Here is a 26,142-nt window from a genome sequence, read left to right on the forward strand (position 1 = left end):
GGCGCCGGTGTGTTTATCAGGTGTCAGGTCATCCATGACTGAACTCGTCTATGGCGACGGCGCAATCCGCCGTTCGTCGCTTTATGGCTCGTCGATCGAAAACACTTATGCGGGTGTGTTGTCGTTCATGCGCCGCAAGTACACCCGCGAACTCGACGGTGTCGATGTCGTCGTTTCGGGCGTGCCGCTCGATCTGGCCACCACGTTCCGCTCGGGCGCGCGGCTCGGTCCCGCGGCGGTGCGCGCGGCCAGTGTGCAGTTGTCGGAACTGCATCCGTATCCGTGGGGTTTCAATCCCTTCGACGATCTCGCCGTGACCGATTACGGCGATTGCTGGTTCGACGCGCACAATCCGCTGACGATCAAGGAATCGATCGTCGACCATGCGCGTACGATTTTGCGTTCCGGCGCGAAGATGCTGACGCTCGGCGGCGATCACTACATCACGTATCCGCTACTGATCGCGCATGCGGAGAAGTACGGCAAGCCGCTTTCGCTGATCCATTTCGACGCGCACTGCGATACCTGGGCCGACGACAGTCCCGACAGCCTGAATCATGGTTCGATGTTCTACAAGGCGGTGAAGGACGGGTTGATCGATCCGAAGACGTCGGTGCAGGTCGGCATTCGCACGTGGAACGACGATTTCATGGGCATCAATCTGCTCGACGCCGCGTGGGTTCATGAACACGGTACGCGCGCGGCGGTGGAGCGGATCACGTCGATTGTGGGTGAACGTCCTGCCTATCTGACGTTCGATATCGACTGTCTGGACCCCGCGTTCGCGCCCGGTACGGGCACGCCGGTGGCGGGGGGATTGTCGTCGGCGCAGGGGCTTGCCATCGTGCGCGGACTCGGCGCGTTGAATCTGGTGGGCGCGGATGTCGTGGAAGTGGCGCCCGCCTACGACCAGAGCGAAATCACGGCGATTGCCGCCGCGCATATTGCATGCGATCTGTTGTGTCTGTGGCGGCAACGCAAGGTGGGGGCCGCGTAAGCGTTTTGTCGTGAACTCGAGACGGCGGTTAGCTCATCGATGAAGATCGACCGGGCTGACGCCGGCCTTCGCGCAAACCCAGCGTGTAGACCGCTAGCGCGCCGCTCATCAGCGCGAGTTGCCACATCAGCATGTCGCTGCCGCGCGCTTTCATCGCGAATCCCGCGGCGAGCGGACCGACGATCGAACTCGCGGCAAAGGTGAGCGACACCAGCCGCATATTGCGCGTCAACGCGGCCTTCTCGCCGCAAGCGGCCGCAACCATACCGAGCGTGATGTACGAACTGTTCATGCCGCCAAGCAGCACCGCGCTTGCGGCTGCGAGCGCCGAGGCCGGTGCGGCGGTCGCGAACCCGCAGATAGCGAGCGTGCTGAGCGCCGCGCAGACGATCACGGCGGCGGCGAGCCCCGCACGATCCGCGAACCAGCCCACCGGAAATTGCAGCGCCATGCCGCCGACGCCGAACAGCATCAGCAGCGTTGCCGTTTGCGTGGCGGAGAGGCCGTGCGCGTCGGCGAACAGCGGAAACAGGCCGTACAGCGCGCCGTCGCCGATCCCGCCTGCCGCAACGACCACCATGCCGAGGCTGACCAGTGGACCGATCGGGACACGCCGGCCGCCTCGCACGGGCTGCATCGGCGCGACAGGAGGCTGTTTATCGTCCGATGCGGTCAACCACAGCGGCAGCGCCGCGGCGAGCGTGAAGGCTGCGCCGGCCGCGAAGGTGATGCGTCCGTCGACCGCGCACCACGCGGCCAACGCGGGACCGACGATGCCGGCTGTGGCGATCAGCGCCTCATGCACACCGACCACACGTCCGCTCGCTTGCGGCGGCACGAGGCGATAGAGCCACGTTTCGTTGGCGATCCAGCGCAGGCCGATGCCGAGTCCGGTCAGCAACCCGGGGACGAGCCACAGGGGCCACCCCACCGCGCCGATCGTGGCGAACGCAACGAGTGTGGCCGCGAGCCCCAGCGACACCGTGCGTTTCGCGCCAATGTGCGCGGTGAGCCACGGCGCCATCAACAAACCGCCCAGCATGCCGGCCCATTGCGCGGCCGAGAACAGACCGGCGCGCGGCGCGTCCAGGCCGCGCTGCGTGAGCCAGACGGGCAACACCATGAAGCCGATGCCGAACTGACCGATCTGCGCCAGCGCCGACACGGCGGTCAGCGCGGCGATCGCCGGCCAGCGCGCTGTCGGCATGGCGGCGGTCATGCACCGCTCCGTTCGGGCATCGGCAGGCCCTGTTCGCGGCATTCGACCGGACAGCCGGCTTTCAGGCACGGCCCGTCGTCGCACAGGCGGCACAACTGCATGGCGTGCGCGGGGTCGCGGGTTTCGCTATAGAGAATCTTGATCAGCAGGCTTTCGAGCACGTCGCGCTCGCTGTCGTCGAGCCGCCCGACCACGCGTTGCAGCATCCTGTCGCGCGCCGTGCGCAGGCGTTTGACTTCGCGTTTGCCGTCCGCGGTCAAGGCAAGGGCGACGGCGCGTTTGTCCGTCCCGGCGTTTTTCTCGACGAGGCCCGCCTCGACCAGGCCTGCTACGGCGCGCACGGCGGCGGGATGCGACAGGTCGACCGCCTCGCGCAGGATTTCAATCGACGAATCGGGATATTGGCCGATCGCGTTGAGCATGGCACGCGCGGTGGGGCCGGCGAGCGCCGCCGCGTCGGGCGGCGCGTTCATCTCGTCGGTGACCAGCAGGGCCAGCACGCCGAGCAGGTTTTCTGTGCGCCGCGTCATGGGAATACCTCAATGTGTGCAACGTGCATACATGCATGTTGCACACATTGGGTGACGAGCGCAAGGGAATTATCAGCGCGGCGTGATGCAGAGCGGCCGCTTAGTCCGCCAGTCTTGCGCGCACCGTATATTCACCTTCGTTGCCTTCGTCCTCGATCAGATGAGCCTTCGCGGTATTGAAATCGGGGGGCAACGGTTCAACCGGATAGCCGCGTTTCTCCCATGCGTCGAGCCCGCCTTTAAGCGCGCGAATATGGTGGATATTCTTGCGATGCAACTGGTTGACGATCCGCTTGGCGGTCGCTTCGTTCGGGCACACGCAGTAGACGACAATCGGCCGCTTCATCAGCTCGGGACGAATCGGCTCAGGTGAATCGAGGTCGAGCGGCAGGGCGCCGGCAATCCGGTGCGATTCTTTCTCGCGCACGCTGTGCGGTCTGGCGTCGAAAATCAGCGGCGGCTCGTTCGACTTCATCAATTCGTCGAGCTGATCCGGCGAGATGCGCGTATGCGCGAGCCAGCGGCGAAACTGCCAGCGGCGCACCCAGCGGTAGAGCAGCGCGGCCACGAAGATCGCCGCGAACGTGTCGACGATCGTGCCGCCGTTCTGCCGCACGAGCAGCATGAACTGCACGATCTGGTCGTGCAGCGCCGCGCCGCCGATCACCCACACGCTCGCCCACAGCGTGGCGCCGATCAGGTCCCACAGCAGAAAGACGCCGACGTTGATCGCGGTCGTGCCGAGCAGCGGCGCGGAAATCAGGCCGAGACCCGGCAGGAACTTGGCGACGGTGAGAATCGGCGCGCCGTGCCGTTCATACGTGTTGCGCGCGAGTCGCACCGTGGTATCGAGCGACAGCGAGAAGCGCACCAGATAGTTCAGCAGACGCCGGCCGTAGGCGCGGCCGGTGAAGAACCACAGCGAATCGGCAATCAGCGTGGCGGCCACGGCGGCGAACACGACGCTCGCATACGAGGTTTGCCCCATGGCGGCCATCGTGCCGCCGAGAATCAGCATCGGCGCGGCCGGAACCGGCAGGCCGAGTTGCGTGACGAGCACGCTCATGAAAACGGCCCAAACGCCGAGCGAGGCGGGAATCGCCACTGGAAAATGCCACACAACCGCGCTCCTCGGAATGCAGTAAGGAAGATTTGACCGGCCGCGCCCTGGCGGCACGGCGTGCCCAGACCGCGCAGGTTCCGTTCCCGCGCGACGGCGTGCAGTGTACCCGCCCGGCCATTACGTGGGCGTGGCACGGCACGGTCAGAGGACGATTTAAGCACAGGCGGGAAAAGGGCGCTGCGAGCTTGCCCGAAGAGGTGTGCGCGACGACGCGAGGGCCCGGTTGCTAGAATCGTCGGCGTAGCCAATCGAATACAACGGAGACATGCCATGACCCAAGCCAGCCCGATCAGCCGCTATCCCGTGCCGAGCGACTGGCCGGACGATATCCGCGCGCGCATCCTCGAGGTGCAGGAGAAAGCGGGTTTCGTGCCGAACGTTTTTCTGACGCTTGCGCATCGGCCGGACGAATTCCGCGCATTCTTCGCCTATCACGACGCGTTGATGCTGAAGGAGGGGGGCCTCACCAAGGGCGAGCGCGAGATGATCGTGGTCGCCACGAGCGCGGTGAACGAGTGTCTGTATTGCGTGGTGGCGCACGGCGCGATTCTGCGCATTTACGAAAAAGCGCCTTTGCTGGCGGATCAGGTCGCGGTAAATCACCGCAAGGCCGATATCAGCGCGCGCCAGAAAGCGATGCTCGATTTCGCGCTGAAGGTGTGCCGCGCATCAGGCAGCGTCGACGAAGCCGATTTTCAGGCGTTGCGCGAGCAGGGATTCAGCGACGAAGACATCTGGGACATTGCCGCGATCACGGCGTTTTTCGGTCTGTCGAATCGCATGGCGAATGTGATTTCGATGCGGCCGAACGACGAGTTCTTTTTGATGGGGCGCGTGCCGAAGGCGGCGCGGAAGACGACGGAGTAGCGGCGGGCGTTGCGCGCCGGGGCTGTAGCCGTCGCCGCCGTCCGCTGCAATCTGCCCACGCCCTTTGCCCACTCACGCGCCCACTCACGCCCCCGCCGGTTCGGCGCGCGGCGCGGGCGCGTTGACCGTGGCGTCGTTAATCGGAAAGTGCAGCAGCGCGGCAAGCAGTCCGGCCGCGACGGTGGCTTCCCACAGCAGTGAATACGACCCGGTCAGATCGAACACCAGGCCGCCGAGCCACGCGCCGAGAAACGAGCCGATCTGATGGCTCAAAAAGCAGACGCCGAACAGGCTGCCGAGATGCCGCGTGCCAAACACTTTCGCAACCAGTCCGCTGGTGAGCGGCACGGTACCGAGCCAGGTCAGGCCCATTACCGCGGCAAACACGATCACCGAGGTGGACGTTTTCGGCAGCACGAAGAACGTGCCGATCGTCGCGCTGCGGATCAGATACAGCCAGCCGAGCACATGATGCTGACGGTAGCGGCCGCCCAGCCAGCCGCAGGCCCAACTGCCCGCCATATTGAACAGGCCGATCAACGCGAGCGCGGTCGCGCCGAGACCGACCGGCATATGACAGAGCGTCAGATACTCGGGCAAATGCGTGGCGATGAACGCGAGTTGAAATCCGCAGGTGAAGAAACCGAGCGTCAACAGCCGGTATCCCCGATGTCGAAACGCGAGGCCTAGCACCTTGCGCAACGGTTCGGCGGCCGTTTCCCGCTGTGGCATGCCGGTACGTACGCGACGGTCGAGCACCATGCCGAGCGGGGCGACCAGCAGCATCAGAAAGGCCAGCACGAACAGCGACGCGGCGATGCCCCAACTGAGCCGCACGCCTTGCGCGAGCGGCACCATCAACACCTGACCCGCGGAGCCGCCGGCGCTGACCAGACCCATCGCCATACTGCGTTTTTCCGGGGTGGCGATGCGACCGACCGCCGGCAACACCACGCCGAAGGTCGTGCAACTCACGCCAATGCCGACCAGCAGTCCCATGCCGATAATGAGCATCGCGCCGCTCGGTGCGACCGCGGCGAACGCGAGGCCGGCGGCGAATGTAGTCGCGCCGAACGCGACCACCGGCGTCGAGCCATAACGATCGGCGGCGGCGCCCGCGAACGGCTGGGCGAAACCCCAGACCAGGTTGTGCAGCGCGATGGCGAACGCGATCTGCGTAACAGGTAAGCCGCGATCGAACGAGAACGGCCCGATGAAGAGCCCGAAAGTCTGGCGGATACCCATCGCCGCGCTCAGCACGAGCGCGCCGGCGAGGATCACGACTGTGGTCGGGTTGAAGACGGGGACGTAGCGTTTGCTGTGGGTCGTGGACATGGTTCTGATCTCCTTCGACACCATGGTCGCAGCGAGCATCAGAAGCGGCAAAAGAAAAGATTTTGATGACAGGTGAGTGCGACTCACGTGTCCGTTGGCGACGTGTCGAGGCACGCGTTGCGCGTGGCGTACTTCGTGGTTCGTGTCAGGCGGCTTCGCTTTGTGCGTCGAACTGTTCCGCCTCGCTGATCAGCCAGCGCCTGAAATCGAGCAGTTCCGGGCGCCGTTCCGCGTTTTCCGCGCTGACCAGCCAGTAGGCCGTGTCCGACGCGATCGTTTGCGGGTGAGCCTCGACCAGTGAGCCGCTGGCGAGATTGCTATCCACCAGCGGCCGGCGTCCGAGTGCGACGCCGAGGCTCATGCTGGCGGCTTCGAACGCGAGTTGGATCGTGTCGACGCGTAAGCCGTCAGCGGTTTCGATATCGTCCGCGCCGGTCGCGTCGAGCCAGGCCTGCCAGTCTTCGCTTGCGGCGTTCACATGAATCAGGGTCGCGCGTCGCAGGTCGAGATGGCCGTGCGCATCGCGCAGATTTTCCAGGTACGCGGGGCTGCACACCGGTACGAGGCGCTCGCCGAACAGCCGCGTCCACGCGGCGCCCGCCACCGGCGAACGGCTCATGCGAACCGCGAAATCGAAACCGTCGACGGGAAAACCCACCTGCCGGTGCGAGGTATCGACGCTCACATTCACATTCGGCCAGTGCGCGCGAAACTGGGCGAGGCGCGGCAGCAGCCACCGCGACGCGAAGGTCGGCGCGCAGCTCAGGGCGATGGGCCGATTCGCGCGATGGTTCGGCAGACGCTGCGTGCCGATCGCGATCAGTGAGAACGCCTCGGACACGTATGAAAGATAGTCCACGCCCGTCGCGGTCAGCGAAATACCGCGCGGTTCGCGCACGAACAACTGCACGCCGAGCGCTTCTTCCAGCCCGACGATGCTATGACTCACCGCGCTCGGCGTGACGTGCAACTCGGCGGCGGCGAGCTTGAAACTTTGATGCCTGCCGGCGGCTTCGAAAAGGCGAAGCGCCGGCAGAGGCGGCAGACGAAGCGGCATGATGCATCCTCTCGGGACGGTGCGTGGCGCGCCGTGTGGCAAAGCGATGGCGCAGCGGGCGCGCGGGCTGTTTCTGGGCAGAAGGATACCTTGCTGGGGAGGGCTGATCGTCGTGCGGTCGACCCGATGCGTGGATAGCTCGCGCCGGGGACCGCAACGTTAAAGCTGATGGAATGCGAAAAAATTGAATGGGATGTCGATTTACTGGCGCATTGTTCGTCGTGTAGGTATCGGGGAGGATCAACCTTTCCCGCCACCGCAACGATCGTGCATGGGAGAGAGCTGATGACTGAAGCAACCGCATCCGCACAGACACTGAAACCGGCCCGCGTGCTGGCCGATTTGCCGTCGCGCTTTCCGAACGAAAGCCCGGCCTATCGTCGCGCGCGCAACGATTTGCTGGCCGAGGAAATCGAACTGCGCCGCCACATCGAACGGGTTGCCGCGCAGCGCCGCGCGCTGCCGCCGGGCGGCGTCGTCCCAGAGGACTATCGCTTCGACGGCGAAGCGGGGCCGGTGACCTTATCCGGTCTGTTCGGCGCGCACGACACGCTCGTCACCTATAACTGGATGTTCGGTCCGCAGCGCGCGCGGCCTTGCCCGATGTGCACGTCGCTGCTCAGCGCGTACGACGGCGAAATGCCCGACATCCTGCAGCGCGTGGCGTTTGTCGTAATCGGCCGGGCGTCGATCGGGAAGCTCGTCGCGTTCAAGCAGGAGCGGGGCTGGCGGCATTTGCGGCTGGCCTCGTCGGGCGGCAACACGTTCAATCGCGACTACGCGGCGGAAGATCCCGCAGGCGACGACAACCCGGCGTTCAACGTGTTCACGCGCGCCGCGGATGGCACAGTGCGGCACTTCTGGGCGGAGGAAATGGGCCCGTCGAGTGCCGATCCCGGGCAGGATCCGCGCGGTGCGCCCGATGTCATGCCGATCTGGACGGTGCTCGATATGACGCCAGCCGGGCGGGGAACGGACTGGTATCCGAAGCTGGAGTATCCGGCGGCGCCGGGTTGATCGCGGTGCGGGTCGGACCGCGAGCCATGCGGCCGCGCGCGCTCGTAAAGCGCGGCAGTCGCAAGGCGCGAGTCGCAACTTACCTCCGCCTATCCTTCAACCGCATAACCCTGTCCGAGCGCCGTCTGCAAAAAAGTGGCGACGGCGCTGGCCCGCATCGGCCGGCTGAACAGATAACCCTGCACGGCGCGCGCGCCGAGCGCGGTCACGACCGCCGCTTGCGACGACGTCTCCAACCCTTCCACGACACATTCGAGTCCAAGATTGCGGCACAAGTCGAGCACCGATTTGACGATCTTCTTGGACGCGCTGTTCGTATCCACATCGGTCATGAAACTGCGATCGATCTTGATCGTGTCGAACGGCAGTCTATGCACATAGCTCAGGCTTGAATAACCGGTGCCGAAGTCATCCAGCGACACCCGGCAGCCGGCTTTCTTGATCATGGTCAGCGAGGCGCGCGCCTGTTCGAAATCGCGCGTCACGGCCGTCTCCGTGATTTCGAACGATACGCGGTGCGGCGGCACGCCGCTCGCCTGCACGATGTCGATCAGACGACGCGCGCGCGCCGACGTGCAGATGTCGATCGCGGACAGGTTGAACGATAGATAAAGCTCGGCGGGCCAGCGCGCGACTTCGTCGAGCGCTTTGTGCAACAGCACTTCGGTGATGCGCAGAATCAGTTCGGTGCGCTCGGCGATCCGGATGAATTCCTCCGGCTTGACCGCGCCGAGGCGCGCGTTGTGCCAGCGTCCCAAGGCTTCGAGCCCGATCGTGCGCTGCGCGATCACGTCGTAGATCGGCTGAAACTCCAGAAACAGTTCCGAATCGAGATCCGCGTGGCGCAGTTCCTGAGTCACGAGACTCGATCGGCGAATCCGTGTTTCGTGTTCGGTCGAGAAAATCACCGGCGTGCCGCGGCGGCTTTCCTTGCCGACGTAGAGCGCCGCGTCGGCGCGTTCGAACACCTGCGCGACCGTGGTGCCGGCTTCGGGAAACGCGGCCCAGCCGATCGTGCCGGACAGCTCCGCGACATTGCCGGCCACCCGGTATGGCTGGCTCAACGTGTCGCAAATGCGTTGCCCCAATTCGACCAGCGTTTCGTTCGACTGCTCGTGCTGCGCGAGCACGCCGAATTCGTCACCGCCGAGCCGCGCGAAAAAGATGCCGGGTTCGGCCAGTGCGAGCAGACGCACGCCGACTTCCTGCAGCACCAGATCGCCGCTCGCGTGACCGTAGATATCGTTGACCTGCTTGAAGCCGTCGAGATCGATCAGCCCCACGTTGAAGCCACCGCCGCCGCTGCCGAGCGCCTGTTCGGACAGCGCGCGCAACGACGCGAAGAAACTGCGCCGGTTGGGCAGGTCGGTCAGACTGTCGATGCTCGCGAGCCGGAAGTTGTCGTCGCTCAAACGCTGGGTCTTCTGCTGGCTCGCCAGCAATTCGCTCTGCGCGTGCACCACGCCGGTAAACGTCCGGTAATACAACTCGACGATAAACGCGAGCGCAATGCCGACCAGCGCCATGTCGATCGCCATCGCGATGAACACCGGCGAGCCGGTGAACACCATGAAGGTCGAGAAACTTAGGATCACGATCGACAGCACGAGCAACGCCGCCGCGCGCAGATGCATCAGACAGAACACGCCGCCCATCACGGTGGTCGCGATATAGAACGCGACGTGGGCCTGTTCATACGCGGTGCCGTACGGAAACAGCAGCAGCGCCCAGGTGCTGAACGCAATGCCGAAAATGCTCGACAGCCAGATTAGCTTGCGCAACTCGGGCACGGCCTTGTCGTGAGTCAGCACACGGTGCCGGGCGCGCCACCAGCGGATGCAACGCACCACGCACAGCGCGCAGAGGACGGTCGGCGCGTAAAGGGACAGCCAGGCCGGCGCGCAATTCACGTGCGTGATCGCGACGGCCATGGTGTTGACCAGCAGGATGAAATAGAGCAGCGGGATCTGCCGGCCGAACGCCTGGAGCTGCGAACGCACGAGCTCCGGGTCGCCTTCCGCGACAGATAGCGTCTCCCTCAATCTGGTTAGTCGAACCATGCCCGTCCTTTTAACGTTTGCGCCGCCAACGCAGCTTTGTATATCGGCACGACCGGGGCAAGCTTGAGGGTGATTAACGCGGAAATAAATCGTGAGCGGTAACTCCGACCTGCCGAATACGGGCGATATGTCACTTCTGCCGCCCGTCGATTAATGCATTTTGATTGAGGCCGGCGACCCCGAACCGGTCGCCGTAACGAGGCTCGCGCCGTCACTCGCGCCGTCCGCAGCGGCCGTGCGGGGCGTCGGGGCAAGCGGTGAGGATGTTGCAATATGGCGAAATTTCATTTTTTTATTCTCGCGAATTCTTCACCGCCGGGCGTTGCGACCGGGTCTTGCCGTGTTTCAGGCGATCCACCATAACATAGTAAAAAAGCCCATCGGCATCGCTTTGTGTCGCGCTAAAGCACTGAAATTGCAACGGATTGTGATTCGGATTTAACGATTGCCGGACCCGGGAATCACGTAAGCGCACGATTCTTATGGCACTTTGCCGGAAAAAATCGTCAAATTGCCGCTGGGCGGGTGATACAAGGCTTACACCCAAGGTTTGCGCGAATATGCGCCTATGCGTTAGTGTGTCGGTCCCGGCGCAACAGATGCGGCGCCGGTTCCATGATTACCATACGGGAAGTGCTATGAACAAACAGGAACTGATTGATGCAGTCGCCGCAGCGACGGGCGAAAGCAAAGCGGCCACCGGCCAAACCATCGACGCAATCGTCGAAGCGGTGACCAAAGCCGTGGTGGGTGGCGATACGGTGCAACTGGTCGGTTTCGGTTCTTTCTCGACCGGCGCGCGCGCAGCTCGCGTGGGCCGCAACCCGTCGACGGGCGCTGAGATCCAGATCGCAGCGGCCAAGACGGTGAAGTTCACCGCAGGCAAGGCTTTCAAGGAAGCTGTCAACGCGTCGTAATGCAACGCGCTTCGCGCCGGAGTTTTGCGCGCGCGCAGTCGTTGCGCGTGACTAGCGAGACATCGGGCGTGAGGAATCACGCGCCGCCCAACTCCCGGTGAGATGAAGCATCGGCAGCTGGTGCGGCGCGTGGGTTTTTGTCGTCAGCCCGCGCGACGCTTGCGGGTGGCGGCGGCCAGCGTCTCCAGCACCGGTTCGGTTTGCGTCCAGCTCACGCACGCATCCGTGATCGACACGCCGTAACGCAGTGGCACCCCGGCTTTCAGATCCTGACGGCCTTCTTCCAGATGACTTTCCAGCATCACGCCGATAATGCGGCGTTCGTGCTGCGCCAATTGTTGCGCCAGATTTTCCACGACTTCCAATTGACGCAAATGCGATTTGCCGGAGTTCGCGTGCGAGCAATCGATCATCACCTGTTCGCGCAGGCCCGCCGATTTGAGTGCGGCACACGTGGCTTCCACCGACGCGCTGTCGTAATTCGGTCCCTGCTTGCCGCCGCGCAAGATCACATGCGCGTCGTCGTTGCCGCGGGTTTCAAAGATCGCGGCCATGCCCATTTTCGTCATGCCCATGAACGCGTGGCTTGCGCGCGCGGCGACGATCGCGTCCGCGGCGATCTGCACGCCGCCGTCGGTGCCGTTCTTGAAACCGATCGGGCAACTAAGTCCGGAAGCGAGTTGCCGATGGCTCTGGCTCTCCGTCGTGCGCGCGCCGATGGCACCCCATGCGATCAGATCGGCGATGTATTGCGGGCTCAGCAGATCGAGAAATTCGGTAGCGGTCGGCAAGCCTAATCCGTTGATGTCGAGCAGCAATTGCCGCGCAAGACGCAGGCCTTCGTTGATGCGGAAGCTGCCGTCCAGACGCGGGTCGTTGATATAGCCTTTCCAGCCCACCGTGGTGCGCGGCTTTTCGAAGTAAACGCGCATCACGATCAGCAGGTCGTCTTTATACGACTCGGCGGCACGCTTCAGCTTGCGGGCGTATTCGATGGCCTGATCGTGGTCGTGAATCGAACACGGACCGACGATCAGCACGAGCCGGTCGTCGCGGCCATGCAGAATGTCGGCGATTTCCGCGCGGGTCTTCTCGACGAGCGTCTGCACCGAAGCCGGCACCGGCAATTCGTCTTGCAGCAGCGCGGGGGAAATCAGCGGACGGACCGCGCCGATGCGCGTGTCGTCGATGCGCGTGGTGTCCTGGGTGGCGTCGGCCGAGCCGACTTCCTGATCGTGCAGGGGGTTGTCGAGGGCGCTCAAGATATTCTCCCGGACCGGGTGAGGCGATAGCCTCACGGCCTGTGTATGTAAGTGGGGTGGCGGATTCGCTGCCGGGATTATGACACTCGCGCATGACGGCCAGCATGCGGATCGGCATGTGCGCCCTCAGAGCCGTTCGATGAGCGCCATGGCGGCGGCCGGATTGCGTTCCTTGAAGCCGCTGATCACATACAGATAGACGTCGCGCGTGGCGATTTTCGGTGGCGGCCCGCCCGAGGTTTCCAGATCGTCCGGCGTCGTGCCCGCGGCAAGTTGACGCGCGCGCTCGACCCAGACGTCGAGCGTTTTCGCGGTGTAGCCCTTGGCGTGTTTGTCGGTGGTGCCCATGATGCGGGCGTACACGAACGGCGCGGTCAGGTCCGCGATCTGCGGGTAATCGCTGTCGCCGGCCAGCACGACGGCGACCTGGTATTGGCGGGCGAGCGCGATGAATTCCGGCGTTTTGAAGCTGTCGTTGCGGACCTCGACGGCGTGCCGCAGCGGTTGGCCTTCAATGCTCGCCGGCAGCAGTTTCAGAAAGGCCTCGAAGTCTTCGGGATCGAATTTCTTGGTCGTCGCGAATTGCCAGTTGATCGGGCCGAGTTTCTGTTTGAGCAGTAGCACGCCGCTCGCGAAGAAGCGCTCGATGGTCTCGCTGGCGTCCGCGAGGACTTTACGATTGGTCGCGTAACGCGGGGCTTTGAGCGAAAAGACGAAATCGTCCGGCGTTTCCTGATACCACTTCTCGTAGCTGGACGGCTTTTGCAAACCGTAAAACGTGCCGTTGATTTCAATCGACGTGAGGTGCCGGCTCGCGTATTCGAGTTCGCGGCTTTGCGTGAGATCCGACGGGTAGAAGGGGCCGCGCCACGGCGCGTAGGTCCAGCCGCCGATGCCGACGCGGAAGTTGGCGGTCGGGCTGGTTGACGCGGTTCTGGCAGGCTTGGGTGGGCTTGCGGGTTTAGCGGCCTTTGCGGCCTTAGTCGGGCTTGTGGCTTTTGCGGGTTTCGCTTCAGGCACGTGGACGCTCCTTCAGGCTTCAACTCGGAAGCCGTAGATTAGCGTTTTTTCGCCGCTTCCTCGAACCTTCGGTTCGCCTCCGCGATTTCCACCCGGAACTGCTGCAACGCGCTAACCGCCAGGTCCGGCGGCGTGAGCGCGGCCCACAATACGTCGATCAACTGATCGGCGGTCGCATCGATGTCGATATGCCGGTTCGCCAGCGTGGCGTCCCACAGCACGTGTTCCATCGGCCCGAACACCATCGAGCGCAGCAGGCGCAACGGCATGTCGGCGCGAATCTGTCCGCTCTCCTGGCCCTGCGCGAGGACGCGCATCAACGGTGCGGTGTAACGGCGCTGCAATTCGGTGAGGGCTTCGCTCAACTCGTGATGCCGCGCGCGCCCTTCGGAGAGCACCAGCGCGCACAGATCCGTGCCGTTCAGCAGCATCAGCCGCAAATGCGTACGTACGATGAACGCGAACTGCTGACGCACGTTGCCGTCGCGCGGCAGGCCGGATTCGATCGCCTCGATGATCTCGTCGTACCAGTCGCCGATCACCCGTGCGCACAACTCGCGCTTGCCGCGAAAGTAACTGAACACGGTCGCCTCGGAAATGCCGAGGCGTTGCGCGATCTCCGCGGTCGTGGCGCGCTCGTAGCCTTTCTCGGAGAACACGTCGCGCCCCGCCTGAAGAATCTCCTTCACGCGCTGCTGCGACTTGCGCCCGGCCGGCTGGCGGCGCGAGGCGGGTAACTCGGCCTTCAGGGCAACCGTCATATGAGTCAAGTTCAAATTTTGGACGCGGAAGCGGCCGGAAGGACGGCCGGGACGCAGGCCGGATCAGCCTGTCTACGCCGATGCTATCACGCCATGGACCGATCCAGATGCGCGCCGGATGATTTCTGAGTGACACTCAAAAATACCTATTGACGCTTACGTCAATCTAGCGTGAAATGCGGCTTGAACGTTTCGCGCCTCGTGCGTGACGACAGGGGCGACTCACAAGGCCGCCGCCGTCCGCCGAGCCGCACTCGGATTCGCCGTCAGCCTGACCCGGCTGCCCGGCCGCCAACGAACCCTGGAGACACAGCAATGCGCAACCTGCCCGGTTTGCAATTCCCGCTCGGCGAAGAAATCGAAATGCTGCGTGACAGCATCGCGGGATTCGCTGCCAAAGAAATCGCCCCACGCGCAGCGGAAATCGATCGCACGGATCAGTTTCCCATGGACCTGTGGCGCAAATTCGGCGATCTGGGCGTGCTGGGCATGACAGTCTCGGAAGAATACGGCGGCGCGAACATGGGCTACACCGCGCACATGATCGCGATGGAAGAAATCTCGCGGGCATCGGCGTCGGTCGGTTTGTCGTACGGCGCGCATTCGAATCTTTGCGTCAACCAGATTCATCGCAACGGCACCACCGCGCAAAAAGAAAAATATCTACCCAGACTGGTGTCCGGCGAACACGTCGGCGCGCTCGCCATGAGCGAGCCGAACGCCGGTTCGGACGTGGTCAGCATGAAGCTGCGCGCCGAAAAGAAGGGCGACCACTACGTGCTGAACGGCACCAAGATGTGGATCACCAACGGCCCGGATTGCGACACGCTGGTCGTCTACGCCAAGACCGATCCCGAAGCGAATTCGCGCGGCATTACGGCGTTTATCGTCGAGAAGGGCATGAAGGGTTTCTCGGTCGCGCAGAAGCTCGACAAGCTCGGCATGCGCGGCTCGCATACCGGCGAACTGGTATTCGAGAACGTCGAGGTGCCGGAAGAAAATATTCTCGGTCAGCTCAACGGCGGCGTGAAGGTGCTGATGAGCGGCCTCGACTACGAACGCGCGGTGCTCGCGGGTGGTCCGACCGGCATCATGGTCGCGGTCATGGACGAGGTCGTGCCGTATATCCACGACCGCAAGCAGTTCGGCCAATCCATCGGCGAATTCCAGCTGATTCAGGGCAAGGTGGCCGATCTGTACACCACGTTGCAGGCCTGCCGCGCGTATCTATATGCGGTGGGCCGCCAGCTCGACACGCTCGGCACCGACCACGTGCGCCAGGTGCGCAAGGATTGCGCCGGTGTGATTCTCTACACCGCTGAAAAAGCCACGTGGATGGCCGGCGAAGCGATCCAGATTCTCGGCGGCAACGGTTACATCAACGAGTATCCGGTCGGCCGTTTGTGGCGCGACGCGAAGCTTTATGAAATCGGCGCGGGCACGAGCGAAATCCGCCGTATGTTGATTGGCCGCGAGCTGTTTGCCGAAACGGCGTGAGCGTGAACCCTTCAGGAGAAACCACGCCATGCCGATCATCGAATCAAAGCTGAATCCGCGCTCGGACGACTTCCGCGCCAACGCGGCGGCGCTCGAAGCGCTGGTCGCCGATCTTCGCGCGAAGATCGACAAGCTCGCGCTGGGCGGCGGCCAGGCCGCGCGCGACAAACACACGGGCCGCGGCAAACTGCTGCCGCGCGAGCGCATCGCGCAACTGCTCGATCCGGGTACGCCGTTTCTCGAGTTCTCGCAACTCGCCGCGTACGAGATGTACAACAACGACGCGCCGGGCGCGGGCGTGATTACCGGCATCGGCCGGATCGCGGGTCAGGAGTGCGTGATCGTCTGTAACGACGCGACGGTCAAGGGCGGCACCTACTATCCCATCACCGTGAAAAAGCACGTGCGGGCGCAGGAAGTCGCCGCGGAAAATCATCTGCCGTGCGTTTATCTGGTCGATTCCGGCGGCGCGAATCTGCCGAATCAGGACGACGTGTTTCCCGATCGCGATCACTTCGGCCGTATTTTTTTCAACCAGGCGAATCTGTCGGCGGCGGGCATTCCGCAAATCGCCGTGGTGATGGGTTCGTGCACGGCGGGCGGCGCGTATGTGCCGGCCATGAGCGACGAGTCGATCATCGTCAGGAATCAGGGCACGATTTTTCTCGGCGGTCCGCCGCTCGTGAAAGCCGCCACGGGTGAAGTGGTGAGCGCGGAAGACCTCGGCGGCGGCGACGTGCATACGCGCCTCTCCGGTGTGGTCGATCATCTCGCGCAGAACGACGCGCATGCGCTGGGGATCGCGCGCAGCATCGTCGGTAATCTGAATCGGGTGAAGCAGGTGCCGGTCGCGTTGCAGGAACCGAAGCCGCCGCGCTACGACGCGAAAAGCATGTACGGCGTGATTCCCGTCGATACCCGCAAGCCGTTCGATATCCGCGAGGTGATCGCACGGATCGTCGACGATTCCGCCTTCGACGAATTCAAGGCGCGCTACGGCACCACGCTCGTCTGCGGGTTCGCGCATATCTGGGGGCACCCGGTCGGGATCATTGCGAACAACGGCATTCTGTTTTCCGAGTCGGCGCTCAAGGGCGCGCACTTTATCGAACTGTGCTGCCAGCGCAAGATTCCGCTGGTGTTCCTGCAGAACATCACGGGCTTCATGGTGGGCCGCAAGTACGAAAACGAAGGCATTGCGCGTAATGGCGCAAAGATGGTGACGGCCGTGGCCACGGCGAAGGTGCCGAAGTTTACGGTGATTATCGGCGGCTCGTTCGGCGCGGGCAATTACGGCATGTGCGGCCGCGCGTATTCGCCGCGCTTCCTGTGGATGTGGCCGAACGCGCGCATCTCGGTGATGGGCGGCGAGCAGGCGGCGTCGGTGCTGGCCACGGTCAAGCGCGACGGCATCGAAGGCAAGGGTGGTGCATGGAGCGCGGAGGAAGAGGAAGCGTTCAAACAGCCGATCCGCGACCAGTACGAACATCAGGGGCACCCGTACTATGCGAGCGCGCGCTTGTGGGACGACGGCGTGATCGATCCCGCGCAAACGCGCGACGTGCTCGGTCTCGGTCTGTCCGCCAGCATGAACGCTCCGATCGAAGAAACGCGTTTCGGCGTGTTCAGAATGTGACGAGCACAACAGCGCAGCAACACAACCCCGCGCAGGAGCCACGATGCAATACGAAACGCTGACGCTTGACGTGTCCGCCCAGGTCGCCACGGTCACGCTGAATCGCCCGGACGTGCGCAACGCGTTCAATGAAACGATGATTGCCGAGATAGCCTCGGTCTTCACGTCGCTGAACACGCGCGACGACGTGCGCGCGGTGGTGCTCGCCGCGAACGGCAAGGCCTTCTGCGCGGGTGCCGACCTGAACTGGATGAAGAAAATGGCCGGTTACTCGGACGACGAGAACCGCGCCGACGCGATGCTGCTGGCGAACATGCTGGCGTCGATCTATCGCTGCAACAAGCCGGTGATTGCGCGCGTGAACGGCGACGCATACGCGGGCGGCATGGGTCTGATTGCCGCGTGCGACATCGTGGTGGCGGTGGAGAGCGCGCGTTTCTGTCTGTCCGAAGCGCGCCTCGGCCTGATTCCCGCGACCATTGCGCCCTACGTGATTCGCGCGTTGGGCGAGCAGGCCTCGCGCCGCTACTTCACGACCGCCGAGCAGTTCGATTGCGCGACGGCGTTGCGCCTCGGTCTGGTCAGCGAAGCGGTGAGCGCGGAGCAACTGGATGCGACCGTGCAGCAGATCACCGGCACGCTCTGTGCGAACGGACCGCAAGCGGTGCGCGCGTGCAAGCAGCTCGTGCAGGATATCGCGGGCCGCGAGTTGAACGACGCGCTGATCGACGACACGGCGGCGCGTATCGCGCGCACGCGAGCCGGCGCGGAAGGGCGTGAAGGCGTCGCGTCGTTCCTCGAAAAACGCACGCCGTCCTGGCGCGATTGAAACACGGCGAACGCCTCTGACCAGAACAACAGCCCCGAACAACGGCACACTTCATCGAGACATTTCATGTTCAACAAGATCCTGATAGCCAACCGCGGCGAGATTGCGTGCCGCGTCGCCGCGACCTGCAAGCGGCTCGGCATCGCGAGCGTGGCGGTCTATTCCGATGCGGACGCCGACGCGAAACACGTAGCCGCCTGCGACGAAGCAGTGCATATCGGCGGTTCGAGCGCGAAGGAAAGCTACCTGCGCGTCGAGCGCATTATCGAAGCCGCACGCGCCACCGGCGCGCAAGCGGTGCATCCGGGCTACGGCTTCCTGTCGGAAAACGAAGACTTCGCGCAGCAGTGCGAGGCGGCCGGCATCGTCTTTATCGGACCGCCGGTCGCGGCAATTGCCGCGATGGGCTCGAAGGCCGCCGCGAAGGCGCTGATGCATGCGGCGGCGGTGCCGCTCGTGCCGGGCTATCACGGCGAGGACCAGAACCCGACGTTGCTGCATCGCGAGGCGGATGCGATCGGCTATCCGGTGCTGCTGAAGGCGAGTGCCGGCGGCGGCGGCAAAGGCATGCGCGTGGTCGAGCGCAGCGAGGATTTCGAGGCGGCATTGGCGTCGTGCAAGCGCGAGGCCGCGAGCAGCTTCGGCAACGATCGCGTGCTGATCGAAAAGTATCTGACGCGACCGCGTCACGTGGAAGTACAGGTGTTCGCGGACCGTCATGGCGGCGCGGTGTATCTGTTCGATCGCGATTGCTCGGTGCAGCGGCGTCACCAGAAGGTGCTGGAGGAAGCGCCGGCGCCGGGTTTGTCCGCTGAGATCAAGCGCGAAATGGGCGAGGCGGCGGTGGCCGCGGCGCGCGCGGTGAATTACGTCGGCGCGGGTACGGTCGAGTTCATCATGGCCCCCAGCGGCGATTTCTACTTCATGGAAATGAACACGCGCCTGCAGGTCGAGCATCCGGTGACCGAAATGGTGACGGGGCAGGACCTGGTGGAATGGCAACTGCGCGTTGCCGGCGACGAGCCGCTACCGCTCACGCAGGAACAACTCAAACTCGACGGCCACGCGATCGAAGCGCGTATCTATGCCGAGCATCCGGCGCGCGGCTTTTTGCCGTCGACGGGCACGCTCAAGCATCTGCGCATGCCGGAGGGCGTGGAATTCGTGATCGGCATGGGCGAGCCGGGACGCAAGGCGCCGGTGCGGATCGACAGCGGCGTGCGCGAAGGCGACACCATCACGCCGTTCTACGACCCGATGATCGCCAAGCTGATCGTGCATGGCGCCACGCGCGAGGAAGCGCTGGCGCGCATGAGCCGCGCGCTGCATGCGTGCGAAGTGGTCGGCCCGCATACCAACGTCGAGTTTCTGCAGCGCATTGTCACGAGCGAGCCGTTCGCGACGGGCGATCTGGATACCGGTTTGATCGAGCGTCATCACGACGCGTTGTTCGCGCCGGTGAAGAAGCCGTTCAAGGAGGCGCTGGCGCTCGCCTGCGCGGCGTTGCTGACGCGTGAAGGGGGCGCCGCTCACGGCGCGTCGCCGTGGGATGCGCTGTCGCACTGGCGACTGAATAGCGGCTACACGCAGACACTGGGCTGGCGCAATCTCGACGACGAAAGCGCGTTCACCGTCACGTTCGCCCGCGACGGCGACACGCAAACGCTGGAACACGACGGCGTCAGTGAAGGCTTCAGCTGGTCGGGCGGCGCGGGTGAACACGAGTTCCGCGCGACCATCGGTGATGCGCGCGCAACCGGCCGTGTGTTTGTCGACGGTGACACGTTCCATGTGTTCTGCCTTGGCGAAACGCTATCGTTCGAATGGCAGAACCTGCTGGCGCATGCCGCGGACGCGGAAGGCGGCGAAGGCCGTCTGACCGCGCCGATGCCGGGCAAGGTGATCGCGGTGCTGGTCGAACCGGGCACGGTGGTGGAGAAGGGCACGCCGCTCATCGTGATGGAAGCGATGAAGATGGAGCACACGATCGGCGCGCCGGCGGCGGGCACGGTGTCGGAAGTGTTGTATGCGGTGGGCGATCAGGTGGCCGACGGCGCGCAACTTCTGGTGCTGGACGTGCAGTCGGCGTAAAGCGCTGACGTAAAGCTCAGGCGAGGCGCGGATAGCCGACGGCGCGCGCTTCGTCTTCGAGTTGCTCGATGCGTTCGTAGTCGGCGAGCGTCAGCGTGGAAAAGCCCTGCAAACGCAGGCGTTTTGCGCGTTCGGGCTGGGTGGTGAGCGTGTCGTTCAATGCGTCGCGCAAGGCTTCAATCGTCTGCGGCGGCACGGTGTTCGACGCGATCAACGGAAGTCCCGGCGACGGCGCCGTCACGCCGATCCGCCGCACTTGCCGGGCAAGTTCAGGTATTTCATCGTTGACGAACGCGAACGTCACACAGTCGATCGCGGCGACGTCCGCGCGATTTTCCACGACCGCGCGCAACGATCCGAGATGCGAGCCGGTCCGCACGACCGCGCTGAAAAATGCACCGCCCCGTGCAAGCGGTGCTACGGCGTGACGAAACACGTTCATGCCGCTATTCGAGTCGTCCTGGTTGTAGGCGGCGCGCGCCCCCCGGCAGGCGGCCAGCGTGTCGAACGGTGCGTCGGCGCGTGTCACGAGTACGCTCGAATAGTCCGCGCCTTCGCAACCCGGCGCGTCGAAGCGCGGCGTGGCGATCAACTGCACCTGTTCGTGCAAGCCATGCATCAGCGGATAGCCGCAGGTCTGCGAGATCAGCAGATTGGGGCGGCGCCAGAAGCCGTGCAACTCTTCGTCGGGTTCGACGATGCGGCAGGCAGGCTTGACCTTAAGCAACACGGCGGTCAGCCACTCGCGCCATTCGGAGGCGAGAGCGGGCGTGACGTTATACATCGGCAGGGCGGCGATCCAGGTCATGAGCGCGATTCTGGCACACCTAATGTCTGACCATTCGGAATTCGTCGAGGCCGAGCCAGACCGCCTCGGTCGGTCTGAACGTCCATTTGCGTGCCGCGACGGACAGGATCTCCTGCTGCGCGTCCTCGAACGCGATCAGCAGGTCCTGCTTGCGCTTGCTGGCCGCGCCGCAGAAGGTGATGAGCGCCTCGGCGCTGACTTCGAAAATCTGCACGCGATCATCGCAGCAGACCCGGAACGCGACCGTTGCGCATTCCGTGACACAGGGCCGGAACCCTTCATCGACATAGACCGACATGGCGACCTCCCCACACACGCCCGAGGTGTCAGGATGACAAATCGTAAGGGGGAGGTATGTGGGGGAACCGGCATTCGGGGTGAATTGGCGGCGATCGGCGCGCGTGCAATGCGGTCGGCAAAACGCGTGGCAGGCACGCCTCTCGTTTGCGTGGGTTCGCGCCGTTACTTCGAGCAGTACGGTATGCCCAAACGCCCGCCGAACTCATCGATCGCAATCCGATACCAAATGGAGCAAGAACATGCAATCTTCGGCGGGGTCCGCTTCCGTATGCTCTCTGTGCCGCGACTCGCGCTCGCTGGCATACCGGAACGGATCGGCATAGCGCCGCCGATCCGGCAGCCGAGCTGAAACCGCGTCGAACAAGGGGGAATGTCTGCGCCTTTGAAACCTGTGACACAATAAAACGTCAGGATCGCCGCGGGACACGGGCGTTCGGTGTGGTTGACGTCGCCACTGCGGTGGCCACCGCAGGCATCGCTCGTAAGGGAGGCGCACATGGTCACCATCTTCAATTCACACTCCAGATTGATCTCCATCGACGAGATTTTGAGCGCGCGCCCCCAGCGGCCCATCGCCACCACCCGCGAGCGCGGCTGGAGTGGGGTGACAGCCGATCTGCACCGTCCTTACTTCGGTTGCGCCGAGCGCCATGCGGGCCTCGATCATCATCTGATCTGCTACTGCCCGTCGGGCAGCGCGAAACTGATTCAGAGCCGCGCCGGTGTGGTTCATGCGAGCGTCATTACGGCCGGCACTTCCTACATCATGCCCGCCGGTTACGAGTCGGCGTGGGAAGGCGATTCGGGATTGTCCGCCCGGCTGCGCGTGCCGACCTCGCTGGTCGACTCGGCGGCCGAGCAACTGGGGCAGCGGCCAGGGCAAGTGGAAATCCGCAATGTGTTTCAGGTGCGCGATCCCGTCATCGAGCACCTCGCGCAGACGCTGCTCGGGGAAATGGAGCGGCCGGCGCATCCCGTTCAGGTACTGATCATCGACGCGCTATCCACCGCGCTGGCCGCCCACATGCTGCGCGGCTACAACGCATTCGAACTGGTGGCGGTCTCGCCGGAGCGCTCGCTCTGCAAGCTCGAAATCGCGCGCCTGACCGAGTTCATCGAAGATCATCTCGATCGCACGATCAGCCTCGAAGATCTGGCCTCGGTCGTGAATATGAGCCGGTTTCATTTCAGCCGGCTGTTCAAGCGCAGTACGGGCAGCACGGCAATCAGCTTCGTCGAGCAGTGCCGGATTCGCCGGGCGCAATCGCTGATTACCGACACCGACCGGCCGCTCGCGGAGATCGCGTTGACGGTGGGCTTTGTCGATCAGAGCCATTTCACGCGGCGCTTTCATCGGCATGTCGGTTGTACGCCGGCAGTGTTTGCGCGCGAGCAGGGGCGACGACGCTCGGGGCCGCGCTCGGCGCAGGCGAACGGTAAGCGCGAGCAATGACCGATCGCGTGAATCGCTGACATACGTCGATTTGCCGCGCCGACATGGCGCAGATTTTCCGGCTCCGGGTGTCACTTGCGCCCGACGTTTTCCTACTGTTGTTTGTCTCGCCTTGCGCGGCACGAGCGGACCGGATGCGCGGTTTAGCGGGCGCGGCTCGTCAAGCGGATTGCCGGCGTGCACTGCAATAGCGCTGACGTTCGTATGGTTCGTATGGTTTGCATGGCGCGTTCGGTGACGCCGTGCGCTACGCGTGCATCATCCATCCACCCGCGGCCATCGCTGCCTGACGCAGTGCCTCGGACCAGACGGGATGGGGATGGCAGATTCGGGCAAAGTCTTCGCACAGCATCGACGCTTCCATCGCAATGGCCACCTGCGAAACCAGCTCGGCCGCGCCTGGGCCTACCAGATGAGCGCCCGCGATCAGGTTCGTCTGAGCGTCGACCAGCAGTTTCACGAAGCCATCAGCGGTGCTGCAGATGGCGGCGCGCGCATTAGCGGCGATCGGGCAATAGCCGATTCGATACGCCACGCCGGCTCCACGAAGGTCGTCCTCGGTTTTGCCGATCATGGCGACCTCGGGGCGGGTGTAAAGCGCGTAGGGGATCGACGCGTAGTTGACGAAGCCGGGCAAACCGGCAATCCGTTCGGCGCACGCTATCGCTTCTTCTTCGGCTTTGGACATCAGCATCGAGCCGCTCGCCGCGTCGCCGATCATCCATATTCCGGCAGCGTGGGTCAGCAGGCCTTGCTGAGATAAGCCGCCTTCTTGAGCGGATGGAAGGCCCACGCTCGCGAGGTTCAAGCCCGCCGTCGACGGCCGTCGGCCGATCGCGACGAGCGCCATGTCAGCGTCGAGCGTGGCGATCTCGCTCGATCCTGCCGTGCGCAGTTGAATGGAAACACTGTCCGTGCGCTTGTCGATACCGATCACGTCGCTCTCTAATCGGATCGCGATACCTTGTCGCCGCAGCGAGCGTTCCAGCGTGGCTGTCACGTCGCGATCGAGCCAATGGCATGGACGATCGCGACGCTCGATCAGCGTCACGCGCGAACCGAGGCGGCGCCAGATCGAACCGAGTTCCACACCGACCGCACCCGCGCCGATAATCGCTAGATGTCGCGGTACGCGCTCGAGTGACAACGCATCGGTGGAATCGAGAATTCGCCTGTGATCGAAAGGTGCAAAGGGGAGCGGGATGGGTTCCGAGCCCGTTGCGATCACCACGGCGTTGCCGCGCAAGGATTGCCGCACACCGCCCGCTTTCCTGACGACGACCTGTCCCGCGGCGACGAGCAGTGCGTGTCCGTAGATGAGCGTGACGCCGTGCTTGTGCAGCAGTTTATGAACGCCATGCGACATCTTCTCAACGGTGGCGGCCTTGTGCGCCATCATCTGTGCGAGATTAAGCGTGGGCACGCAGTCGATGCCCAGCGCGGCATTCTTGCTGGCCAGCTCGTAGATTTCGGACGTGTGAAGCAGCAATCGGGACGGCATGCAGCCGCTGCGGATGCCCGCTCCGCCGACATTCGACGCTCGTTCCACGCAGACGACAGAGAGGCCGAGCTGGGCCGCCCGGATCGCGGTGTTGTAACCGCCCGCGCCGCAGCCAATGACGACGACATCGTAATGTTTCATCAAGCTAGCGCCCTGAGCTCACGCGAACGGGGAGGAATGAACGGGATTGGGCATTTGCCCTCGCGGCCGATTGAAATGGCCCGCGACATGGAAAGGCGAGTTCAGCGTAGCAGAACTCCCGAGCGTTGAATTGAACACTCGTGCTCAGTTTGGTCGATGGTTGATGCCTGAAACGCTACGGAGGGCTTCATGGTGGAACGCAGGATCATGTCCCGCTTTATCGTTCTCCAAAGTGATTCACGGCGGTCCCGAATGGGACTATTGTCGTGTTAGCATTTGCGCTCGAAGCAAGCAGATCCGGCACCGTGACATGTCAACGATTTCTCAAACCGCGGATAAACCCGTCACTATCGACGAGATCGTGCATGTCCTGTCTCATCGTCCCACGGCAACCACGCGCGAGCGCGACTGGTCAGGCGTCACGGTGGACCTGTACGCTCCGCTCCCCGATGTATCCGAGCGCTATCCCTCGCTCGATCATCACCTGATCTGCTATTGCCCGACCGGCAGCGCGCGCCTGGTTCAGGGTCGCGATGGAACGGTCCACGAAAGTCTCGTGACGGCCGGCGTTTCAATGCTCATGCCAGCCGGCTACGATTCGTTATGGGAGGGCAGTGCATCCGCAACGGCGAGATTGCGCATTCCGACCGCGCTGATCGAGTCGGCCGCCGGGCAGATCGGGCACCGCAGCACGTCGCGGATCGAAATCCGGAATGTGTTCGAAACGAAAGATCCGATCATCGAACACATCGCGCGGATTCTGATCGGCGAACTGGATCGCAAGGCTCATCCCGCGCAGACGCTCATTGTCGATCAGATGTCGTTCGCGCTCGCGGCGCATCTGCTGCGTAGTTACAACGTTTTCGAGCCGGTGGTACCGCAAGTTCTGCCCACGTTGAGCCGGGTCGAAGTGGCTCGGATCACCGCGTATGTGGAGGAGAATCTGGACCGACCGATTGGACTCATCGAACTGGCCGGCATAGTGAACGTGAGCCGTTTCCACTTCACGCGTCTGTTCAAGCAAAGCACGGGAATGACGGCGATCGGCTTTGTCGAACAATGCCGGATTCGTCGCGCGCAATCGCTCATTCTGGAAACGGCCATTCCGCTTTCGGCCATCGCGCTCATGACCGGGTTTGCGGATCAGAGTCACTTTACGCGGCGTTTTCACCGGCACGTGGGCTGTACGCCGGCCGCGTTCGCGCGGGAAAACGGCAAACGGCGTGCAATGAAAGGCACGCACGAATAACGTCGGATCCTGCTTACACGGCGACGCAATCACACGCCTCCTGAGTGGTGTGCTCGACGGCCGAAGCGAGAATCATCGAGTCGCCATTGCCCGGTTTGTAGCCGCGTGCCCAAGGTCGAAACACCGCGTCGCCGCGACGAATCCGCAAGCCACTTAGCGCACAGGTCGCCCCCGCCCGTGCCGTGACGGCTTTCCACAATTGCTCGCCATAACACCCGGAGGTCGCGTCGCGCCAGCAGACGGCGATCGCCGAGCTCGAATATTTTTCCACGATATGCAGATGGACGGCTCGCTCGCGGACCACGCGAACGCGTCGCTTGCCACGAGTGGCGAGATCGGTGCGCTTGCAACAATCGTATGCGTTCGTGCCGGAACCGGAGCGGGAACCGCAGCGTGGCTTCGGCAACTGCATCTGCGTGAGCAGGTCGAGCGAGTACTTCCATGCATCGGCTATCTCGGAGTGGTCCATTGC

23 protein-coding genes are annotated in these 26,142 nt (G+C 63.7%); 10 read left to right on the forward strand and 13 right to left on the reverse strand.

Features of this window, described 5'->3' with window-relative positions; translation table 11 throughout:
* Positions 1–34: 34 nt before the first annotated feature.
* The gene (gene speB / locus B0G83_RS04690; protein ID WP_105506214.1) at positions 35–997 is read left to right on the forward strand and encodes an agmatinase; all 963 of its coding nucleotides are present in this window, start codon (positions 35–37) and stop codon (positions 995–997) included.
* 28 nt (positions 998–1,025) lie between these two features.
* Here the strand turns inward: speB and B0G83_RS04695 are convergent, their stop codons facing one another.
* From B0G83_RS04695 to B0G83_RS04705, 3 genes are all read right to left on the reverse strand, one after another.
* Positions 1,026–2,216 carry an MFS transporter gene (locus B0G83_RS04695; protein ID WP_105506215.1) on the reverse strand — a complete coding sequence of 397 codons (1,191 nt, stop codon included), beginning with the start codon at positions 2,214–2,216 and terminating at the stop codon, positions 1,026–1,028.
* Complete coding sequence (locus B0G83_RS04700) at positions 2,213–2,746, reverse strand: MarR family winged helix-turn-helix transcriptional regulator (RefSeq protein ID WP_105506216.1); 534 nt, start codon at positions 2,744–2,746, stop codon at positions 2,213–2,215. The genes B0G83_RS04695 and B0G83_RS04700 overlap by 4 nt, the downstream gene beginning before the upstream one ends.
* 100 nt (positions 2,747–2,846) lie before the next feature.
* Complete coding sequence (locus B0G83_RS04705; RefSeq protein ID WP_105506217.1) at positions 2,847–3,866, reverse strand: VTT domain-containing protein; 1,020 nt, start codon at positions 3,864–3,866, stop codon at positions 2,847–2,849.
* 273 nt (positions 3,867–4,139) lie between these two features.
* On the opposite strand from B0G83_RS04705, the gene B0G83_RS04710 reads away from it, so the two are divergent.
* On the forward strand, positions 4,140–4,736 hold the full coding sequence (locus B0G83_RS04710) for a peroxidase-related enzyme (protein WP_105506218.1): 597 nt from the start codon (positions 4,140–4,142) through the stop codon (positions 4,734–4,736).
* An 84-nt stretch (positions 4,737–4,820) separates the two neighbouring features.
* Here the strand turns inward: B0G83_RS04710 and B0G83_RS04715 are convergent, their stop codons facing one another.
* Both B0G83_RS04715 and B0G83_RS04720 read right to left on the reverse strand, forming a co-directional pair.
* On the reverse strand, positions 4,821–6,071 hold the full coding sequence (locus tag B0G83_RS04715) for an MFS transporter (RefSeq protein WP_105506591.1): 1,251 nt from the start codon (positions 6,069–6,071) through the stop codon (positions 4,821–4,823).
* A 145-nt stretch (positions 6,072–6,216) separates the two neighbouring features.
* Positions 6,217–7,128, reverse strand: a complete 912-nt coding sequence (locus B0G83_RS04720; RefSeq protein WP_105506219.1) for a LysR substrate-binding domain-containing protein — start codon at positions 7,126–7,128, stop codon at positions 6,217–6,219.
* A gap of 285 nt (positions 7,129–7,413) precedes the next feature.
* On the opposite strand from B0G83_RS04720, the gene B0G83_RS04725 reads away from it, so the two are divergent.
* Positions 7,414–8,145, forward strand: a complete 732-nt coding sequence (locus B0G83_RS04725) for a DUF899 family protein (protein ID WP_105506220.1) — start codon at positions 7,414–7,416, stop codon at positions 8,143–8,145.
* An 89-nt stretch (positions 8,146–8,234) separates the two neighbouring features.
* Here B0G83_RS04725 and B0G83_RS04730 read toward each other — a convergent pair whose 3' ends face one another.
* Positions 8,235–10,205 carry a bifunctional diguanylate cyclase/phosphodiesterase gene (locus tag B0G83_RS04730; protein ID WP_105506221.1) on the reverse strand — a complete coding sequence of 657 codons (1,971 nt, stop codon included), beginning with the start codon at positions 10,203–10,205 and terminating at the stop codon, positions 8,235–8,237.
* Between the two features lie 638 nt (positions 10,206–10,843).
* On the opposite strand from B0G83_RS04730, the gene B0G83_RS04735 reads away from it, so the two are divergent.
* Positions 10,844–11,122, forward strand: coding sequence for an HU family DNA-binding protein (locus B0G83_RS04735; RefSeq protein WP_006049832.1), 279 nt, complete (start codon positions 10,844–10,846; stop codon positions 11,120–11,122).
* A gap of 143 nt (positions 11,123–11,265) precedes the next feature.
* Here B0G83_RS04735 and B0G83_RS04740 read toward each other — a convergent pair whose 3' ends face one another.
* The 3 genes from B0G83_RS04740 to B0G83_RS04750 form a co-directional block, all read right to left on the reverse strand.
* Positions 11,266–12,384 (reverse strand): 3-deoxy-7-phosphoheptulonate synthase, encoded by a 1,119-nt coding sequence (locus B0G83_RS04740; RefSeq protein WP_105506222.1) that lies wholly within the window; start codon positions 12,382–12,384, stop codon positions 11,266–11,268.
* A 126-nt stretch (positions 12,385–12,510) separates the two neighbouring features.
* The gene (locus B0G83_RS04745; protein WP_105506223.1) at positions 12,511–13,404 is read right to left on the reverse strand and encodes a DUF72 domain-containing protein; all 894 of its coding nucleotides are present in this window, start codon (positions 13,402–13,404) and stop codon (positions 12,511–12,513) included.
* Between the two features lie 38 nt (positions 13,405–13,442).
* Positions 13,443–14,165, reverse strand: coding sequence for a TetR/AcrR family transcriptional regulator (locus B0G83_RS04750; protein ID WP_105506224.1), 723 nt, complete (start codon positions 14,163–14,165; stop codon positions 13,443–13,445).
* A 315-nt stretch (positions 14,166–14,480) separates the two neighbouring features.
* Here B0G83_RS04750 and B0G83_RS04755 point away from each other — a divergent pair, with 315 nt between their 5' ends.
* The 4 genes from B0G83_RS04755 (at position 14,481) to B0G83_RS04770 (ending at position 20,218) form a co-directional block, all read left to right on the forward strand.
* Positions 14,481–15,662, forward strand: coding sequence for an isovaleryl-CoA dehydrogenase (locus B0G83_RS04755; RefSeq protein WP_105506225.1), 1,182 nt, complete (start codon positions 14,481–14,483; stop codon positions 15,660–15,662).
* 28 nt (positions 15,663–15,690) lie between these two features.
* Positions 15,691–17,298: a carboxyl transferase domain-containing protein gene (locus tag B0G83_RS04760; RefSeq protein ID WP_105506226.1), complete on the forward strand. Its 1,608-nt coding sequence runs from the start codon at positions 15,691–15,693 to the stop codon at positions 17,296–17,298.
* A 43-nt stretch (positions 17,299–17,341) separates the two neighbouring features.
* Positions 17,342–18,127: an enoyl-CoA hydratase/isomerase family protein gene (locus B0G83_RS04765; protein ID WP_105506227.1), complete on the forward strand. Its 786-nt coding sequence runs from the start codon at positions 17,342–17,344 to the stop codon at positions 18,125–18,127.
* 66 nt (positions 18,128–18,193) lie between these two features.
* The gene (locus tag B0G83_RS04770; RefSeq protein WP_105506228.1) at positions 18,194–20,218 is read left to right on the forward strand and encodes an acetyl/propionyl/methylcrotonyl-CoA carboxylase subunit alpha; all 2,025 of its coding nucleotides are present in this window, start codon (positions 18,194–18,196) and stop codon (positions 20,216–20,218) included.
* Positions 20,219–20,234: 16 nt separating this feature from the next.
* Here B0G83_RS04770 and B0G83_RS04775 read toward each other — a convergent pair whose 3' ends face one another.
* Entirely contained in the window at positions 20,235–21,026 is a 792-nt protein-coding gene (locus B0G83_RS04775) for a phosphate/phosphite/phosphonate ABC transporter substrate-binding protein (RefSeq protein WP_105506229.1), read from the reverse strand.
* Positions 21,027–21,045: 19 nt separating this feature from the next.
* Positions 21,046–21,324: a DUF1488 family protein gene (locus B0G83_RS04780; protein WP_105506230.1), complete on the reverse strand. Its 279-nt coding sequence runs from the start codon at positions 21,322–21,324 to the stop codon at positions 21,046–21,048.
* Between the two features lie 498 nt (positions 21,325–21,822).
* Here B0G83_RS04780 and B0G83_RS04790 point away from each other — a divergent pair, with 498 nt between their 5' ends.
* Positions 21,823–22,779, forward strand: a complete 957-nt coding sequence (locus B0G83_RS04790) for an AraC family transcriptional regulator (protein ID WP_105506232.1) — start codon at positions 21,823–21,825, stop codon at positions 22,777–22,779.
* Positions 22,780–23,026: 247 nt separating this feature from the next.
* Here the strand turns inward: B0G83_RS04790 and lpdA are convergent, their stop codons facing one another.
* On the reverse strand, positions 23,027–24,421 hold the full coding sequence (gene lpdA, locus B0G83_RS04795; RefSeq protein WP_105506233.1) for a dihydrolipoyl dehydrogenase: 1,395 nt from the start codon (positions 24,419–24,421) through the stop codon (positions 23,027–23,029).
* Between the two features lie 310 nt (positions 24,422–24,731).
* On the opposite strand from lpdA, the gene B0G83_RS04800 reads away from it, so the two are divergent.
* The gene (locus B0G83_RS04800; RefSeq protein WP_105506234.1) at positions 24,732–25,670 is read left to right on the forward strand and encodes a helix-turn-helix domain-containing protein; all 939 of its coding nucleotides are present in this window, start codon (positions 24,732–24,734) and stop codon (positions 25,668–25,670) included.
* Between the two features lie 13 nt (positions 25,671–25,683).
* Here B0G83_RS04800 and B0G83_RS04805 read toward each other — a convergent pair whose 3' ends face one another.
* Positions 25,684–26,139 carry a DUF3331 domain-containing protein gene (locus tag B0G83_RS04805; RefSeq protein WP_105506235.1) on the reverse strand — a complete coding sequence of 152 codons (456 nt, stop codon included), beginning with the start codon at positions 26,137–26,139 and terminating at the stop codon, positions 25,684–25,686.
* Positions 26,140–26,142: the final 3 nt, after the last annotated feature.

The organism is Paraburkholderia sp. BL21I4N1, assembly GCF_002973525.1.
Classification (GTDB): domain Bacteria; phylum Pseudomonadota; class Gammaproteobacteria; order Burkholderiales; family Burkholderiaceae; genus Paraburkholderia.

What these genes read in the sequence shown, in the direction of transcription:
- speB (WP_105506214.1), top strand. Translation starts at nt 35, where the DNA reads ATGACTGAACTCGTCTATGGCGACGGCGCAATCCGCCGTTCGTCGCTT.
- B0G83_RS04695 (WP_105506215.1), bottom strand. Translation starts at nt 2,216, where the DNA reads ATGACCGCCGCCATGCCGACAGCGCGCTGGCCGGCGATCGCCGCGCTG.
- B0G83_RS04700 (WP_105506216.1), bottom strand. Translation starts at nt 2,746, where the DNA reads ATGACGCGGCGCACAGAAAACCTGCTCGGCGTGCTGGCCCTGCTGGTC.
- B0G83_RS04710 (WP_105506218.1), top strand. Translation starts at nt 4,140, where the DNA reads ATGACCCAAGCCAGCCCGATCAGCCGCTATCCCGTGCCGAGCGACTGG.
- B0G83_RS04715 (WP_105506591.1), bottom strand. Translation starts at nt 6,071, where the DNA reads ATGTCCACGACCCACAGCAAACGCTACGTCCCCGTCTTCAACCCGACC.
- B0G83_RS04720 (WP_105506219.1), bottom strand. Translation starts at nt 7,128, where the DNA reads ATGCCGCTTCGTCTGCCGCCTCTGCCGGCGCTTCGCCTTTTCGAAGCC.
- B0G83_RS04725 (WP_105506220.1), top strand. Translation starts at nt 7,414, where the DNA reads ATGACTGAAGCAACCGCATCCGCACAGACACTGAAACCGGCCCGCGTG.
- B0G83_RS04730 (WP_105506221.1), bottom strand. Translation starts at nt 10,205, where the DNA reads ATGGTTCGACTAACCAGATTGAGGGAGACGCTATCTGTCGCGGAAGGC.
- B0G83_RS04735 (WP_006049832.1), top strand. Translation starts at nt 10,844, where the DNA reads ATGAACAAACAGGAACTGATTGATGCAGTCGCCGCAGCGACGGGCGAA.
- B0G83_RS04750 (WP_105506224.1), bottom strand. Translation starts at nt 14,165, where the DNA reads ATGACGGTTGCCCTGAAGGCCGAGTTACCCGCCTCGCGCCGCCAGCCG.
- B0G83_RS04755 (WP_105506225.1), top strand. Translation starts at nt 14,481, where the DNA reads ATGCGCAACCTGCCCGGTTTGCAATTCCCGCTCGGCGAAGAAATCGAA.
- B0G83_RS04760 (WP_105506226.1), top strand. Translation starts at nt 15,691, where the DNA reads ATGCCGATCATCGAATCAAAGCTGAATCCGCGCTCGGACGACTTCCGC.
- B0G83_RS04765 (WP_105506227.1), top strand. Translation starts at nt 17,342, where the DNA reads ATGCAATACGAAACGCTGACGCTTGACGTGTCCGCCCAGGTCGCCACG.
- B0G83_RS04770 (WP_105506228.1), top strand. Translation starts at nt 18,194, where the DNA reads ATGTTCAACAAGATCCTGATAGCCAACCGCGGCGAGATTGCGTGCCGC.
- B0G83_RS04775 (WP_105506229.1), bottom strand. Translation starts at nt 21,026, where the DNA reads ATGACCTGGATCGCCGCCCTGCCGATGTATAACGTCACGCCCGCTCTC.
- B0G83_RS04780 (WP_105506230.1), bottom strand. Translation starts at nt 21,324, where the DNA reads ATGTCGGTCTATGTCGATGAAGGGTTCCGGCCCTGTGTCACGGAATGC.
- B0G83_RS04790 (WP_105506232.1), top strand. Translation starts at nt 21,823, where the DNA reads ATGGTCACCATCTTCAATTCACACTCCAGATTGATCTCCATCGACGAG.
- lpdA (WP_105506233.1), bottom strand. Translation starts at nt 24,421, where the DNA reads ATGAAACATTACGATGTCGTCGTCATTGGCTGCGGCGCGGGCGGTTAC.
- B0G83_RS04800 (WP_105506234.1), top strand. Translation starts at nt 24,732, where the DNA reads ATGTCAACGATTTCTCAAACCGCGGATAAACCCGTCACTATCGACGAG.
- B0G83_RS04805 (WP_105506235.1), bottom strand. Translation starts at nt 26,139, where the DNA reads ATGGACCACTCCGAGATAGCCGATGCATGGAAGTACTCGCTCGACCTG.